This is a genomic window from Ensifer sp. LC384 (assembly GCF_001695865.1).
Classification (GTDB): Bacteria; Pseudomonadota; Alphaproteobacteria; order Rhizobiales; family Rhizobiaceae; genus Ensifer.
This window is the reverse complement of record NZ_MBST01000039.1, coordinates 19,544-34,684: the sequence shown is the minus strand read 5'-3', so window position 1 is coordinate 34,684 and position 15,141 is coordinate 19,544. Positions and strand designations below refer to the sequence as shown.

The 15,141-nt window shown below is 62.0% G+C and carries 15 protein-coding genes and 1 pseudogene; 4 read left to right on the top strand and 12 right to left on the bottom strand.

The features are described from left to right. Positions 1-216 (top strand): isocitrate/isopropylmalate family dehydrogenase (locus tag BC363_RS24495; protein ID WP_244512704.1); only part of this gene is annotated, 216 nt, incomplete at its 5' end. A gap of 87 nt (positions 217-303) precedes the next feature. Continuing rightward, positions 304-414, top strand: a pseudogene (locus tag BC363_RS36065) (HNH endonuclease); the annotation flags it as partial. A 33-nt stretch (positions 415-447) separates the two neighbouring features. On the opposite strand, the gene BC363_RS24490 reads toward BC363_RS36065, so the two are convergent. From BC363_RS24490 to BC363_RS24445, 10 genes are all read right to left on the bottom strand, one after another. After that, positions 448-825, bottom strand: coding sequence for a hypothetical protein (locus BC363_RS24490; RefSeq protein WP_065785557.1), 378 nt, complete (start codon positions 823-825; stop codon positions 448-450). A gap of 10 nt (positions 826-835) precedes the next feature. Continuing rightward, entirely contained in the window at positions 836-1,750 is a 915-nt protein-coding gene (gene yghU, locus BC363_RS24485) for a glutathione-dependent disulfide-bond oxidoreductase (protein ID WP_065785564.1), read from the bottom strand. A gap of 288 nt (positions 1,751-2,038) precedes the next feature. Continuing rightward, positions 2,039-3,550 carry an amidohydrolase gene (locus BC363_RS24480; RefSeq protein ID WP_065785556.1) on the bottom strand — a complete coding sequence of 504 codons (1,512 nt, stop codon included), beginning with the start codon at positions 3,548-3,550 and terminating at the stop codon, positions 2,039-2,041. A gap of 41 nt (positions 3,551-3,591) precedes the next feature. Further along, on the bottom strand, positions 3,592-4,485 hold the full coding sequence (locus BC363_RS24475; protein ID WP_065785555.1) for an ABC transporter permease: 894 nt from the start codon (positions 4,483-4,485) through the stop codon (positions 3,592-3,594). Continuing rightward, a complete protein-coding gene (locus tag BC363_RS24470) occupies positions 4,470-5,516 on the bottom strand; it encodes an ABC transporter permease (protein WP_065785554.1) in 1,047 nt (348 codons plus the stop codon). The genes BC363_RS24475 and BC363_RS24470 overlap by 16 nt, the downstream gene beginning before the upstream one ends. Continuing rightward, a complete protein-coding gene (locus BC363_RS24465; protein ID WP_244519944.1) occupies positions 5,513-7,030 on the bottom strand; it encodes an ATP-binding cassette domain-containing protein in 1,518 nt (505 codons plus the stop codon). Before BC363_RS24465 ends, BC363_RS24470 begins: the two co-directional genes overlap by 4 nt. Positions 7,031-7,104: 74 nt before the next feature. Continuing rightward, the gene (locus tag BC363_RS24460) at positions 7,105-8,130 is read right to left on the bottom strand and encodes a BMP family ABC transporter substrate-binding protein (RefSeq protein WP_065785563.1); all 1,026 of its coding nucleotides are present in this window, start codon (positions 8,128-8,130) and stop codon (positions 7,105-7,107) included. 151 nt (positions 8,131-8,281) lie between these two features. Beyond that, positions 8,282-8,602, bottom strand: coding sequence for an NIPSNAP family protein (locus tag BC363_RS24455; protein WP_065785552.1), 321 nt, complete (start codon positions 8,600-8,602; stop codon positions 8,282-8,284). Next, positions 8,599-10,230, bottom strand: a complete 1,632-nt coding sequence (locus tag BC363_RS24450) for a choline dehydrogenase (protein ID WP_065785551.1) — start codon at positions 10,228-10,230, stop codon at positions 8,599-8,601. Before BC363_RS24450 ends, BC363_RS24455 begins: the two co-directional genes overlap by 4 nt. A gap of 2 nt (positions 10,231-10,232) precedes the next feature. Continuing rightward, the gene (locus tag BC363_RS24445) at positions 10,233-11,060 is read right to left on the bottom strand and encodes a uracil-DNA glycosylase (RefSeq protein ID WP_065785562.1); all 828 of its coding nucleotides are present in this window, start codon (positions 11,058-11,060) and stop codon (positions 10,233-10,235) included. 305 nt (positions 11,061-11,365) lie between these two features. Between BC363_RS24445 and BC363_RS24440 the strand changes: the two genes are divergently transcribed. Further along, the gene (locus BC363_RS24440) at positions 11,366-11,989 is read left to right on the top strand and encodes a TetR/AcrR family transcriptional regulator (RefSeq protein WP_244519943.1); all 624 of its coding nucleotides are present in this window, start codon (positions 11,366-11,368) and stop codon (positions 11,987-11,989) included. 244 nt (positions 11,990-12,233) lie between these two features. On the opposite strand, the gene BC363_RS24435 is transcribed toward BC363_RS24440, so the two are convergent. Beyond that, positions 12,234-12,926: an RraA family protein gene (locus BC363_RS24435; RefSeq protein WP_065785549.1), complete on the bottom strand. Its 693-nt coding sequence runs from the start codon at positions 12,924-12,926 to the stop codon at positions 12,234-12,236. Further along, positions 12,923-14,128, bottom strand: a complete 1,206-nt coding sequence (gene uxuA / locus BC363_RS24430; RefSeq protein WP_065785561.1) for a mannonate dehydratase — start codon at positions 14,126-14,128, stop codon at positions 12,923-12,925. The genes BC363_RS24435 and uxuA overlap by 4 nt, the downstream gene beginning before the upstream one ends. A gap of 204 nt (positions 14,129-14,332) precedes the next feature. Here uxuA and BC363_RS24425 point away from each other — a divergent pair, with 204 nt between their 5' ends. Continuing rightward, on the top strand, positions 14,333-15,088 hold the full coding sequence (locus tag BC363_RS24425; protein WP_065785548.1) for a FadR/GntR family transcriptional regulator: 756 nt from the start codon (positions 14,333-14,335) through the stop codon (positions 15,086-15,088). Positions 15,089-15,141: the final 53 nt, after the last annotated feature.

The window sequence follows — 15,141 nt, the reverse complement described above, 5'->3', positions numbered from 1 at the left end:
ATCGCCAACCCGATCGCCATGATCGCCTCCTTTGCCATGTGCCTGCGCTACTCCTTCAACCTGGTCAAGGACGCCGACAACCTGGAGAAGGCGATCGCCACCGTGCTCGACAAGGGCATCCGCACCGGCGACATCATGGCCGCAGGCGCACGCCAGGTCGGAACGGTCGAGATGGGCGAAGCCATCCTCTCCGAGTTCAAGAGCCTGTCTGCGTAGCGGCAGCCCGAAACGGCCGTAGACCTTCCAGAGGCGCGGGTGCGGCAGCGCACCCGCCAGCTGCGCGTTGCGACGCGCGCGGTCTCTGACATTCTTGCCAATGGAACTGCCCTTTCGGGAACCGCTCACTGGATGTTTGACCGGGGCCTGATCAGCTTTTCAGATGACGTCGACGTCATGGTCTCAAGACAAGTCAACGGTCGATGGGCCAGTTGGTCTGGCCCACCGCCTTCATACCTCAAAGACGTCCTCGAACGATTCCGGGAAATTCTGGCGGGCGAGCCTTTCGTTGATGACGAGCAAGGCTTCATAGGACAGCGGGTCGAAGTCCTTCTCAGCAGCCACGACCTCGCGGCCGAACAGGAGATTGAGGCGGGCGGCGTCAAGATTGCCACGCTCGAACGGTCCCGCGCCGAAATGGTGCCAAAGGGCGTGGAGAAATGCCGCGTCGATGCGGTGCGCGCCCGAGCCCGGCCGGGCATGGCGCGGCAATGCCTTGATCGGCGTTGCCCCTTTTGGATTGGCGCGACGGATAACGAACTGGATGCCGGTACCCGGCATGGCGTAGGGAAAACCCCGGTGTTTCGTCATATCAGGCAGCTTGGCCATTCCACCCTCCTTACGCGATCTCTTTCTGAGCGATCTTGTCCTGCGTCTTCGTATCGAAGTCGGAGGCGTCGTGGCGTTCGTGCAATTGCTCGGACGGGTCGCCGTTTAGCCGGTTGACCATACGGCCGCGCTTGACCGCCGGACGGGCGGCGATTTCGGCCGTCCAGCGCTGGACGTGCCTGTAGCTCTGGACATCGAGGAAATTGCCGGCATCGCCATAGGCCTGATTGAGTGCCAGGTTACCGTACCAGGGCCAGATGGCCATGTCGGCGATGGTGTATTCGGAACCGGCCATGAACCGATTGCCTTCGAGATGGCGATCGAGCACGTCGAGCTGGCGCTTCACCTCCATGGCATAGCGATCGATGGCGTATTTGATGTGCATCGGCGCATAGGCATAGAAATGCCCGAAGCCGCCGCCGAGGAAGGGGGCGGAGCCCATCTGCCAGAACAGCCAGTTGAAGGTTTCCGTGCGGGCGCGAAGCTCGGCTGGCAGGAACGCACCGAATTTTTCCGCGAGATAAAGCAGAATGGAAGCAGATTCGAAGACGCGGACCGGCTTTCCACCGCCCTTCGGCCCATGGTCCATCAGTGCCGGGATCTTGGAATTCGGATTGACGTCGACGAAGCCGGAACCGAATTGGTCGCCATCGCCGATGCGAATCGGCCAGGCATCGTATTCGGCGCCCGAATGGCCGGCGGCCAGAAGCTCTTCCAGCATGATCGTGACCTTCACGCCATTGGGTGTGGCGAGCGAATAGAGCTGCAGCGGATGCTTGCCGACGGGAAGCGCATTCTCGTGGGTCGGGCCGGCGATGGGGCGGTTGATACTGGCGAACGCGCCGCCATTGCCCTTGTCCCAGGACCAGACCTTGGGGGGTACATAGCCGGCGGGGAAATTGTCGGCGGGGGATTTCTCGGTCATGAAATTCAACCTTGTCTTCGCGGGAACACGTCAATCTGCCGGATTTGGCATTTCTCGATAGGGGAAATCAATCATTCTTGCTCGAGACCTACCTTTTACCGATCGACTTCAAGGTGGGCGCGACGGAGGGCATCAACAAGGGGTTGACCTCACTCGGTCAGTTGATCGCGTCATCCTGACAGTAGCTAGCACTGATTGTTGTCTGCCGACGCCTCACCGGCCAGTCGCAGCGTTTCGCCGGCGAAGAAGTCGAAGATCTGGCCGGCGCGCACCGAGTGCGAGCGGCGATCAACGCATTGCGTCTCCGGCGTAACGGTCGAAACCGATCGGCTGCGCGGTCGCGCGGCGATGGATCTCCGCCATCGAAACGTGGAAAATCGTGTTGAGTTTTTCCAGTTCCGCATGCGCTGCGAGATGCGCGGGAACGCGCTCGCGGATCTCGGCGAGCACATCGTCTTCGTTGACGGTCTGGAGGCGGCCGTCCTGAACGACGATCTCACCATCAACCATGACGGTCTCGATGGATGATCCGTTTTCGGAAAATACCAGTTGCTTCGGAATGTCGTTGAGCGGAAAGAAATTGAGCGTGTTAAGGTTGAGGATCAATAGATCGGCCGCCTTGCCCGCAGCCAATGAGCCGGTGCGCTGTTCGAGCATGGCGCTGCGCGCGCCGCCGATCGTCGCCATGGCGAGGATCTCTTCCGCCTTGATCCAACGCTCATAATCGGGGCCCGATGTGCTGTGAATGAGCGCCGCCGCTCGCATGACGTCGAAGATGCGGGCAGTGTCGTTTGAAGAAACGCCATCGGTGCCAAGCCCGACAACCACACCGGCAGCGAGCAGTTTTCGGATTGGTGCGATGCCTGCGCCGAGTTTCTGGTTGGACACGGCATTGTGGGCAATGGAGCAACCTGCCGCGCCCATCAACGCGATGTCGGCGTCGCTCACCCACACGGAGTGCGCAATGGTGGTGTTGCGCGACAGCACGCCCAGCTCATGCATGTAGGCAATCAGGCTCTTTCCGTAGAATTCCGGGCCGGTTACGGCCTGCGTCTTGGTCTCCAGCACATGGGTGTGGAGCGGAACGCCCATTTCGATTGCGAGATCGTGGCAGGCGGCAAGCATGTCCGGCGTGCATCGCTGTGGCGCCGAGGGCGCGATCATGAAACGCAACCGCCCGGGCTTTCCGTGCAGCGAGGCGAATGCGGATCGGCAATAATCGATGTAATCGCGGGCCGGCAAGGGCGGGCCGAAATCGAGCTTGTCCTGCAGCGCCTTCGGCATGATCTCACGGGCATAGGGCAAAGCATCGAGTGTATGCACGTTCATGACGGCGCTCGAGACGTTGGCGCGGATGCCGGCCTGTTCGTAAGCGCGAAATGCGGCGCCGAGACGCGAGAGATCGTGGGCGGGCGGATCGAAAAAATCGTCGCAGATGGTCGTCACGCCGTTGCGCAGCGAATCCATCGCCAGCAGCAGGCTGCGGAGGTAGAGAAGACGTTCGTCGATCACCGGGCCCATGAGCAGGGGATAGGCATAGAGGAGCCAGACCTCGAGCGGCATGCCTTCATAGCGGCCGCGAAAGAAAGTCTCGCTCGAATGCGTATGCGCGTTGATCAGGCCCGGCATGACCAGTCGATTGCGACCGTCGATCACCTCGGCGTCGGATCCGGCGGCGACGTTTTCGCCGATGGCGGCGATCCGGCCCCCTTCGATCAGGAGATCGGCTTCGAAGGGTTTGCATCCGTTCGTACCCTCCATCGTCAGCAGGGTCGCCTTGCGTATCACAGTCTGGTTCATTGACGGCTCCTGGCGATAGGTTGATCAGGGTATGCCATTTGTCACTCGTTGCGCAGTTCGGCGAAGCCGTTTGCGGCTTTGGTCCCGCCTCGCAGCTTGGTGCTCACCCAGATGCCAAGCACGGTCGCGATATAGGGAAGGCCCAAGAGAAGGTCGTGGGGGATGCGGTCGCCAAAAATCAGCTGGGCCTTGATGCCGATCGCGCCGACGATCGCAAAGAACAGCGCAGCAAGCGTCGCGCCGATCGGGTGACCGGCGCCGAAGATGACGGCAGCGAACCCCATGAAGCCACGGCCGGCGGTCATGTTCTGCGCGAAGATCTGCAGGCTGCCGGTGGCAAGCTCGGCACCCGCCAGAGCGCAAAGGGCGCCGCCCATGACAAGTGCGGCGAGGCGCATGGCCGATGGGTTCACGCCGACGCCACGCGCGGCAAACGGGTGTTCGCCAGAGGCTGCCAGCCGAAGACCGAAGCGGGTGCGTCGAAGCATCACCCAGACCGCCAGCACCAGGACGGGCATCAGCAGCACGAGGATAGAGAGTGAGCCATAGGCGCCGAAGGCGGGTCCCAGTCGAGGCAGGCCGAATGGCGCGCTGACGGCGGCCTGCGTTCCGAAGATCGACTGGACGGCGAGCGTCGTGCCGCCAAGCCCCAGGCCCGTGAGGCCGAGGCCGGCGATGATCTGGTTGGCGCGCAGCTTCTCGACGACGAACCAGAACAATACCGAGCCCGCGACGCAGACGGCGATAGCCCAAAAGAGCGCTGCCCAGATAGAACCGGTCAGGACGATGCCGAGCACGGTTGCGCACGCGCCTGATATCATCAGCCCTTCAAGACCGAGATGCCAGATGCCCGCGCGCTGGGCGATGACGCCGGCAAGGGTGACGTAGACGAGCGGCGTTGCCGACCGCAGGATGGCGATCACGATGTCTTCCATGTCCGTCCCTTAAGTTTTGCGATCCGGTCGATCAGACTGGACTTGGCCGTGATGAAGAGTGCGATGGCGGCATTGATGACATCGATGGCGGCCGAAGGCAGACCCGCCATGATGGGCAGGTAAAGTGCGGCCGACGCCAGGCCGCCGAAGAACAGGGCGACAAATGCGGTGCCAACCACCGAGAAATTGGCAACGAGGGCGATCAGGATCGCGGTGAAGCCGTGCCCGGGCAGGAACCCGCCGGTCAACCGCCCGTTCGGGCCCATCAGCTCAACGGTGCCGGCAAGCCCCGCCAAGGCGCCGCTAATGAGGAAGCTGGCAAGGCCAATCCGCCAGGTGCGGGCGCCCTGCCATTCCACCATCGTCGGGTTGCGGCCGGCGAGACCCGACAGGACGCCGAATGTTGTGCGGTTGATAAGCAGCCAGATCGCGACGCCGACAACAGCGACGATCGCCACGATCGTCGGCGACAGCCCCATGGAATCGCTGATGCGATAGGCGGCGTCGAGCGGGCGGCTCGAAGCCTGTTGGCCGGAACCGGAGGGATCCTTCAGCGGGCCGGCGGTTACATAGAGCAGGACGAGGCCGGCAAGGAAGTTGCCCATCAGCGTCGTGATGACTTCATCGGCCCCCGACTTCAGCCTCAACAGGCCCGGCCAGAGCGCCCAGGCAGCACCACCGAGCATGCCGCTGGCGATGCAGGCCGGGATGACGATCGCCGCGGGGGCGCCATTCAACCACTCGGCCATGAAGGCTGCCGACACGGCGCCGATGTAGAACTGGCCTTGCGCGCCGATGTTGAAGTAGCCGGCCCTGAACGAAAGCGCGACGCCCGTGGCAGTTATGAACAGCGGCAGGCTCCATCGCAGGGCCTGCTGCAGCGCGCCTGCTCGGAGGAACGCGCCGTCAGCGATGGCCTGAAACATCAGCGGAGCGGAGTAGCCCGCGAGCTGGAACATGATGCCGCAAAGCGCAAGGCCAAGCAGCACGAAGATTACGGCGCGCAGCACCGAGACGAGACGTTCGGTCATTTCAGGACTCCCGTCATGGCAGCGCCGACAGCGGAAATATCATAGGGCGGGCGAAATTCAGCGACGATCCGACCGGAGAGCATGACGACCACACGGTCGGATATGTCGAAGATTTCATCGAGGTCGGACGAGATGAACAGGAGACCGCAGCCGCGCGCCTTCGCGTCGCGCATGGCATCCCAGACGAAGGAGGTTGCGCCGATATCCAGGCCGCGGGTCGGCTGTGCGGCAAGGATCAGCCGGGCGTCCTCGTCCATCTCGCGCGAGAGAATTACCTTTTGCGCATTGCCGCCCGAAAGCGAGCCGGCACGCTGGGTAACGTTGGCATAGCGCACGTCCCACCGGTTCAACGCCGCCGCGCAACGCTTTTGCATCGTCATCGGATTGATGGCGGCGAGAAGCGGCATCTGCAGCAGGCTGCGCGCCGACCAGTTCTCCCAAAGCGAGCTTGAAAGGCTGAGGCCCTCGACGTTTCGCTCGAAGGGAATGATGCGCAGACCGGCGGCCCGTCTTGCTGCCAGCTGCTTGCCGGTGATGTCGTCGCCACCGATGGCAAGCTTGCCGTCGACAACGTCGACGAGTGCGGAGATTGCCCGCACCAGCGTCCTTTGGCCGTTGCCTTCGACGCCCGCGACACCAATGATCTCACCGGCCGAGATCGTGAGGTCGACGTTGTCGAGCGTCGGACCTTCCGTATCGGCCCGGGTCGAGACAGCACGCATTTCCAGAACCGAGTTTTTCCGGGCGGAAGATGTCTCGATGTGCGCATGGGCGACGGTTGCAGAGCCGGTAAGGGCCGCCTTGTCGTCGGCATTGAGGCCGCGTGTGGCCGCCGGACCGATGATGAGCTCGGCAAGCCTGTCCGCATCGATTTCAGTGCAATCAAGCGGGCCATCGACGAGGCGGCCGCCGCGCAGCACCGTGACGGTATCGGCAATGGCAAGCACCTCCCTGATCTTGTGCAGGATCAGGATGACCGTTACGCCGCGCGCCTTGAGCCGCCTTATTCGCTCGAAGAGCTTTTCGGTGCCTTCCGGCGAGAGCACGGCAGTCGGCTCGTCGAGAATGAGGAGTTTTGCCTCCGACACGAGCGCGCGGGCGATCTCCACGCCCTGGTGGATCTCGACGGGCAGGTCGCGAATGCGCTGGCGCGCCTTCACCTTGACGTCGAGGCTGTCGAGATGCGGTTGCCAGCGGCGTTCAAGGGCAGACCGGGTAAACAGGCTGCCCCCTTCGGCGCCGAACTGCATTGCTTCGGCCACGGTAAAGGATGGCGGTAGCGCGAAGCTCTGGTGCACGAGTTCGACGCCGGCCTTGCGGGCATCGTTGACGCTGCCGCCGGCATGCGACCGGCCGCTGAACTTGAGGCTGCCGGCCGCCGGCCGGACGAGGCCGGCCAGAACGCGGGCAAAGGTTGTCTTGCCCGCGCCGTTCTGGCCGACGACGGCGTGGATCATGCCGCGCTCGAACGTCACGCCGACATCGGCAAGTGCCGTAATGTCACCGTAGCGCACGGTGACATCCCGGCACTCAAATATGGGGGATCTGTCTTCCATCATCGCAGCATGATCCGTTCAGCTCGGGTATCTTAGAGCTTGGTATTGAATTCGACCTTCAGCGATCCGTCGAGAATCGCAGCTCGCGCCGCGTCGATTTCCGCCTCTGTCGCCTTCGCGGCAGAGACGATTTCTGCCGGCCCTTGCTCCTTGAAGATGGGAGAGCGGATGAAGTCGATCACGCCGGTGCCGAGCCCGGTATGCTCGTGCGTACCACCGGCCCAGCCAGACCCCAGTGCCTTGCTCACTTCGTTGTAGAGCGACGTTCCGAAATCCAGGCCGACGATTGAAATCACGGATTGCGGACCTTTGGGAAACTGCGCCGGATCGAGCACGCTGACGAGCCGGCCAGGTACTTCATTGGCGGCCGCGATGATGCCGAAATCGGTGGCCGCGGCATCGGTCTGGATGAAGTCGATGCCGCTGCTGAACATCTGCGTGGCGATTTCCTGGCCCTTTGCAGGGTCCTGGAAGGAGCCCGCGAATGCCGATGTGACGGTCGCGTCCGGTCGGACAGAAAGGACGCCGGCCTTGAACGCATTGAAATCCGCGTTGATCGGCGGGATCGAAACACCGCCGATGAAGCCGAGCTTGCCGGATTTGCTCATCCGGGCGGCAAAGATGCCCGAGAGATAGCAGCCGAGATAGTAGTCGTAGGAAACCGTGACCACGTTCGGAATGGCCGGCTCGAAGGGATCGGCAAACAGCTGTACCCATTTGGTGTTGGGGTAGGATGGCGCCAGCGCCTTGAACGGCTCGGCGACTTCGTTGAAGGTCGAGACGATCACGGCTGCGCCGGCGTCACCGAGCGTGCGAAATATCGTTTCGTAGGTTGCGGGATCCTGCGCATAGACGGCGCGGTATTCGAACCCTTTTTCATCAGAGAGCTGCTTCAGCCTGGCGATCATGGAATCGACCGGGCCGGCGTCTCCCGCAGCCTGCGTATGCACAAGGGCGACGAGCCCTCCCGAGGCGTGGGCGACCGCGGCCAGCAAGCCGCTTGCCATGCTGGCCATGCCCAATCCGGCGGTTGCCTTGAGGAAAAAGCGGCGATCGATCGCGCGATTGATCAGGCTCATCCCATCAGTGATCTTTTTCGTCATGTCGATGTTCCTTCTGGAGTTCCGGTTTCCGGTTCTTTTCGTTGTAGAGGCGACATATTCGCCACCTTCTCTGCGTAAACGGGCGCGAACCTCGCGCCCGGCGTGCTCAGGCGCCGGGAGAAAACGGCGCCGGATTCATGATCATCACGTCCTGGCTCTGGATGGCGTCGAGCGCCCACACGCCGGAGATGAACGTCTGCCACTCGGGATCGGCATACATGGCGGCCCGGCGCGCCTCGCGGTCAGCCAGGCTGTCATAGCCCCACATCAGCACCGTCGTGTGCAGATGTCCGATTTCGCTGACATAAAGTCCGAGAAAGCGGTTGAGGTGTCGCTTCTGGATCGGCAGCCCCTGTTGTTCGTACTTCTTCATCCAGCCGTCGACTGTGCCGGGGCGGAAGGTATAGGTGCGGTGTTCGACGATCATCGCGAGGTCTCCGTTAGAATGAAGTCACTGGCCCGTTCGCCGATCATGATGGCGGGGGCGTTGGTGTTGCCGCTGGAGATGATGGGCATGATCGAGGCGTCGGCGACGCGAAGTCCGTCGATCCCCCGAACCTTGAGACGGTTGTCGACCACAGCCATCGGGTCGTTGCCCATCTTGCAGGTGCCGACCGGATGGAATGTCGTCATGGCGTTTGCCCGCAACCATTTGACCATGTCGCCGTCACTGTCGACCGTCGGTCCCGGCGCAAGCTCCCGGCCGCGGTATTTGTCGAAGGCCTTCTGATTGATGATGTCGCGGGTCATGCGGATGGCATCGATCATGGTGCGCACGTCGAAATCGGTCTGCAGATAGTTGGCGCTGATCTTCGGCGGCTCCATCGGATTGTCGGAACGCAGCGTGATCTCGCCGCGGCTCTCCGGATTGACCGGGCCGACACGGATCGAGAACCCGTGATTGGCCTCGACGGGCACCTTTTTGAAGGGATTTGGAAAGTGTAGATTGGCCGTCTTTTCGAGCGCCGGCATGAAATGCAGCTGGATATCCGGGGCGGTCAGGTCCGATCGCGACTTGACGAAGGCGCCGGCCTCGTAAGGAAATGTTGTCGCGATGCCCTTGCCGAACAGCATGCCCTGGATGACCGACCAGGTCAGCTTGTCGGCTCTGAGATCCGAGTAGAGTGTCACCGGCTGCGGGCATTCATAGGCCATGACGCAGTCGACATGGTCCTGAAGGTTCTTGCCGACGCCCGGCAGGTCCTGAACGCTGCGGATGTTGAACTTGGCGAGCTCGTCGGCCGGGCCGATGCCCGACAGCATGAGGATCTGAGGCGAGTTGACGACGCCGGCAGAAAGGATCACCTGGCGATCCGCATGGACCCGCCGAATTCCGTTCTTCTGGCGGAACTCGACGCCGACGGCGCGACCGTTCTCGACAATGATCCGTTGTGTCTGAGCCCGGGTCACGATCGTCAGGTTGCGGCGGTTCTTTGCCGGACGCAGGAAGGCATAGGCGGTCGAGCAGCGCTTGCCTTTGCTGATCGTGAAGTCGTAGCGGCCAAAGCCTTCCTGGTCGGCGCCGTTGAAGTCGTCGTTGAGCGGATGCCCCGCCTGTCCGCCGGCCTCGTTGAAGACGTCAAGCAGCGTGTTCCAGCCGCGAGCGCGGCAGACGGTCAGCTCGCCCTCGCCATTGTGGTATTCGTCGCGGCGCTGAACATGCGCCTCCGAACGCCGGAATGCCGGCAGAACCTCGTCATAGGACCAACCGGACGATCCCATCTGTGCCCAGCGGTCATAGTCGTGGCGATTGCCGCGCACATAGATCATGCCGTTGATCGTCGAGGTGCCGCCGAGAACCTTGCCGCGCGGCCAATAGAGCGACCTGCCATTGAGAAACGGCTCGGGTTCCGTGTGGTAGTGCCAGTTGTAGATTCCGGAATGGAAGAGCTTTCCCATCAGCATCGGCAGGCGAAAGAGCGGGTTGGCATCCCTGCCGCCGGCCTCGATCAAGAGAACCTTGTGCGATGGATCGGCCGAAAGCCGGTTTGCCAGCACGCAACCGGCTGAACCGGCGCCGATGATGATGAAGTCGTAGGTATCGTGAGCCGCCATGGTTACCACGCAATGGGCTTTGCGCCCATCGCCTCCAGATATTCGTTGCAAAGGATGAACGGGTTTGGCCGAGAGAGGACCGCTTCGGCCCTGGCGGGGTGATCACGAAGGATGCAGCGCAGGTGACCGGCACTGCGCTCATCGATCCCGACCTCAAGAAGGGCTTCCGCCGCCGCATCGCCGAAGCCGATGAAAACCAGCGGTGTCCCGCGCTCGGCGAGCGCCTTTAGCGCTTGCCTGACGATGGGCCGCCAAAGCCTGAGGTGCCCGGCCGATTGATGCGGATCGATCGACACCTGAAAACGCGTGAGCGTCAGGGAGGCATTGAGCAGGAGGACGCCATCGGCCACCCAGCGATCGGCGACACCCGCGGGCGGCTCCATGTCCACCAGCCCGCTTGCCATCGCGGCAAGCGTCTTCGGCCAATCGTCGAAACTGCGGGCGTAGCTCTGATCGCCGGTGCGCGCCGCCACAATCAGCTGCATGTAGGCGCGAATGCTCTTCGAGAACATCTTGTCGAGCTCGTGCCAGGCCGCGACATTGCCGGTTTCGAAGGCGCGGCCTGTGGCAAAGCCCGGTTCGGGATAGGGATCCTGGCCGAGAACGACACACCGGACATCTTCAGGCGAGATGGCGTCGAAGGCGCGCAGGCAATGCGCGCCTGCCGGCATTCCGGGAAAGATCTTGCCGCGACGCACGGGAAAGATCGGCTCCCAGACCTCGAGTTCGAGCTCCGCTGCGATCGCATCGATATCGGGCTCCGCCTGGCCGATGAGCGCGCGCCAGTTCGCGTCGAGGTCCAACGACCAGTTGATCGTGAACTCCCTCATGGCGTCTTTCAACAGCATGGCCAATGCGCACCCCCTCCCAAGGCGTTCCGTTTTGTGGTCGGCTGAAAAACCTGACCAAACGGTCAATTTCTTCATGAAAAAAGTTGACCAAATTGTCAACTTATTTTTTAAGGGGTGATAGGCCGAACCGTTCGAGTCCACTCTCGCCAGTTGTGCTAGAAAGGGCTGCAATGGTTCGGCCGGAAGGGCGTCGGCAATGTCGACCGGGATTAGTGACCCTGTGAGATCAACAAGGATGGATCGTCAGCAAAATGGCCAGTGCTGAGAAATCGCGAAAGCAGCTCGTGACCGACAACGCGGACGAGCGTATACGGGCGCGCAACGTTTTGAAGATATTGAAGGCGGCGACGGAGCTATTCTCGCGCAAGGGTCTGGATGGCACCAGAATAAACGAGATCGCCGAGCTTTCCGGCCTGCCGAAGGGAAACGTCTATTATTATTTCTCCTCCAAGGAGGAAATCTACAAAGCAACGATCGCTCACCTGATCAACAGCTGGGACCAGGCGTTCCGCCATATCTCGGCGGATCGGGAGCCGGCCGAGGCGATCGAGGCCTATATCAAGGCGAAGCTCGAGCATGCGCGGCGAAACATCGCCGAGACCCGCCTGTTTGCCAACGAGATCCTGCAAGGTGCCGAACATCTGCCGGCGGATGCCCGCCAGCACATGCGGGAGGTCACCGCCGAGAAGGCGGAGGTATTGAACGCGTGGACAGCTGCCGGAAAACTCGCGCCGGTGGACCCGAGACATCTGTTCATCATGCTGTGGTCGGCGACGCAGTTCTACGCCGAGTTCGAGGCCCTAGCCTGCGATGCCTTGCAGGTGGGGCAACTCAAAGCGAGCGACTACAACGCGGCGGCTCGAACGATATCCGAAACGGTGCTGAATGGCCTGAGGCCGCGCACATAGCGACGGGCCTCAGGCATTGCTCTTGTCGGGTCGAAGTCCACCTCGAGCCCTTTGGTGATGGTCTGCGTTGCATGCCGAGCAGGGCCCCGGGGGATATCGGCCCACCAGATGTTTCTTCTACCATCACAGAACTCGGTAGGCTCGCTCTGCCAAGTGGCGAGCGCCGCGCAGCACGGTTCGCATACACGCACGCCTTGTCTTCGTGGACACGGTGTATGCCGTAACGATCCCTGACGTTGAGCGGTTACATGACGCCGAAGCGCTCGAATGCCTCGACCGTAGTCATGCCGGCTTCGATGGCGAGGCGAACCTTGTTTTCGGTCTCGGCCTTTTCGAATGCCAGAGCGATCGCCTCCTTCTCCGCCTCGCGCGGAATGACCAGAACGCCGTCGCGATCGCCGAAGAGAACGTCGCCGGGCCGGATTCGGATGCCGCCGATCTCAATCGGAACCGCGTAGTCGACGACCTTGCCGCGAGGTCCTTGGTCCTGCGCATAGGATCCGTAGCAGAAGGTCGGAAAGTCGAGAGCGAGAATGCCGCCGCCGTCTCGGCAGTAGCCGTCGCAGATCGCGCCTGCGGCTTTCAGCTGGATCGCGCGCGTCGACATCAGTTCGCCCCAGACGGCGTAACGCGGCGAGGCGCCGGAGCATACGTAGATTTCGTTGGGTTTCAGGCTGTCGAGCGCATGAAACATCAGGCCGAACGGCTTGGAGCTGATCTCGGCGTGGCCGCCGGTTCCAGCGGTTGCAAAGAAATCCGCCTCAAGCACCGGCATGGCACGCCCGACCGCCACCATATCATCACGCAGGGCGCGGATGCGGGGCGGCAGGAACTGATGCTGCAGCCCCATGGTATCAAGAATATCGCCGACAACGGCGGTGAAGAGCCGGCTTCGCATCGCCGCGAACAATTCGGCGTCGTCCTCAAAGGTCTTCATCGTGTCACCTGTTCGTTCTGTGCGGCCCTGACCGCTGCAATGCCCTGCATGACGCCGCGGATCTCGGCCAGCCCCTTCAGGCGGCCGATGAGCGAGTAGCCGGGGTTGATCCTTTCCTTGCCGATGTCGTCGGCAAGCAGATGCCCGTGGTCGGGGCGAACGGGGATCTGCCAGTCGTCGCGTCCCTCAGCGTGCCGGCGTTCCTGCTCCTGCAACAGGGCGAGAATGACGGCCGGAATATCGCTCGACCCGCCGAGATGATCGGCTTCATGAAACGACCCGTCAGCTTCGCGCTGGACATTGCGCAGATGGGCGAAATGGATGCGGGGGCCGAATTGGCGCACCATGGCGGGCAGGTCATTCTCGGCGCGGGTGCCATAGGATCCGGTGCAGAAGGTCAGGCCATTGGTGGGGCTGTCGGCGGCCGCCAGGATGCGGCGCGCGTCATCCGCCGTGGATACGATCCGCGGCAAACCGTAGAGCGGGAAGGCCGGATCATCCGGGTGAATGCAGAGTTTCACCCCGATCTCCTCGGCAACCGGCACGATCTCGCTTAAGAAACGGCCGAGGTTTTCGTGCAGGTCCTCGGCTTCGACGCCATCGTACTCCGCGAGCGCTCCGAGAAAGCCGGCGCGATCGAACTTGCGTTCCGACGCCGGCAGGCCGGCAATCAGGTTGCGTTCGATACGGTCGATCTTCGTTGAGTCCATTGTGGTAAAGCGAGCTTGTGCCGTTTCGATCTCGGCGGGCGCATAGCTTTGCTCGACACGCGGCCGTTTCAACACGAAGAGATCGTAGGCGGCGAAATCGATGGCATCGAAGCGTAGCGCGTACCCGCCGGTCGGCAGGGGGTGCATGAGTTCTGTGCGGGTCCAGTCGACCACCGGCATGAAATTGTAGCAGACCGTGCGAATGCCGCAGCGCGCCAGCGCGCGCATCGTGTCCTTGTACCAGCCGATGTAGCGTGCGCTGCCTGAGGATGCCAGCTTGATCGAGTTGTGCACCGGGATGCTCTCGACGACGCTCCAGCGCAGGCCCGCTGCCTCGATCAATGCCTTGTGCTTCAGGATCTGATCGTCGGACCAGGGCGAGCCGTCATAGATGTGATGAAGCGCTGAGACGATGCCCGTCGCGCCCGCCTGCCGGATATGGCTGAGCGGCACCGGATCATCCGGGCCATACCAGCGAAAGCAATCTTCCATCAGCCTCATCTCTTAAGCTCCTGCTATTCCGCGATGATCTTATTGTTGGACCAGATGATGCATTAAGGGCAGCGATCACAGAGATTTCAAGCGAAAAGAAGCTATAATCGCTATTTTATCGGCGGAATGATGAAATTGCTGACGCTGAGCTTGACTTGTCGTTAAATCTGGACCAACAAATATAGCCACACACAGGAGGAGAGCGTGGCGCACAATTCGGCAAAACCGGAGCAATCGACAGGTGTCGAGCCAGCTGAAGTCGGCAAGACGTCGGCGGTCGACAGGCTCGTCGAGCAGATCAGGGATCTGATTGCCGAGCGCGGCCTCGGGATCGGTGACGCGCTACCGACCGAACGCGATCTCGGTGAACAGTTTCAGGCAGGGCGGAACACGGTTCGAGAGGCGCTTCAGGTTCTGCGGGCCTATGGCCTGGTCGAAACCCGCCCCAAGGTTGGAGCCGTCATCAGTGGCGGTCATGGCGAGGCGATCCGTAGGCTTTTTGCCTTTCACAACGGCATTTCGCCCGATTCCTTCCGCGATCTTCAGGGCTTCCGCCGCATCATCGAGACCGGCGTCGGCGACCACATCATCCTTCATGCAAGCGAAGCCGACCTCGACAGGCTGGAGGCGACCAATGCGCGCATCCGGACGGCTGAGAACGCGGAAGAAGCGGCCCGTTACGACTACGAATTCCACGAGGCTATCGTCGATTTGTCAGGCAACAGGACGACCCTTGCTGCTTACCGGATGATGCGCACGGTCATCGAGGAAGTCATGCGCCTCGGTAAGGCGGAGCGGCCGGTCCAGTCGGCGACCTACGAGGCCCATGCCGAAATCATCGGTGCGCTGAGAGCACGCGACCGAATTGCCTACGCCTATCTCATGAGCCGCCATCTCGAATTCGGCCTCAAATTCGTCGGTGCACCAACCGGCGGACAGGCCGCCGCGACTAAGGCTTAGGCTGCGGCGGCATCGTTTTTTAGCATTCAGTCAGAACCGGCCCCTTTGCCCGC

Coding starts and splice junctions, on each gene's coding strand:
- BC363_RS24490 (WP_065785557.1), bottom strand. CDS start 825: ATGGCCAAGCTGCCTGATATGACGAAACACCGGGGTTTTCCCTACGCC.
- yghU (WP_065785564.1), bottom strand. CDS start 1,750: ATGACCGAGAAATCCCCCGCCGACAATTTCCCCGCCGGCTATGTACCC.
- BC363_RS24480 (WP_065785556.1), bottom strand. CDS start 3,550: ATGAACCAGACTGTGATACGCAAGGCGACCCTGCTGACGATGGAGGGT.
- BC363_RS24475 (WP_065785555.1), bottom strand. CDS start 4,485: ATGGAAGACATCGTGATCGCCATCCTGCGGTCGGCAACGCCGCTCGTC.
- BC363_RS24470 (WP_065785554.1), bottom strand. CDS start 5,516: ATGACCGAACGTCTCGTCTCGGTGCTGCGCGCCGTAATCTTCGTGCTG.
- BC363_RS24455 (WP_065785552.1), bottom strand. CDS start 8,602: ATGATCGTCGAACACCGCACCTATACCTTCCGCCCCGGCACAGTCGAC.
- BC363_RS24450 (WP_065785551.1), bottom strand. CDS start 10,230: ATGGCGGCTCACGATACCTACGACTTCATCATCATCGGCGCCGGTTCA.
- BC363_RS24445 (WP_065785562.1), bottom strand. CDS start 11,060: ATGAGGGAGTTCACGATCAACTGGTCGTTGGACCTCGACGCGAACTGG.
- BC363_RS24435 (WP_065785549.1), bottom strand. CDS start 12,926: ATGAAGACCTTTGAGGACGACGCCGAATTGTTCGCGGCGATGCGAAGC.
- uxuA (WP_065785561.1), bottom strand. CDS start 14,128: ATGGAAGATTGCTTTCGCTGGTATGGCCCGGATGATCCGGTGCCGCTC.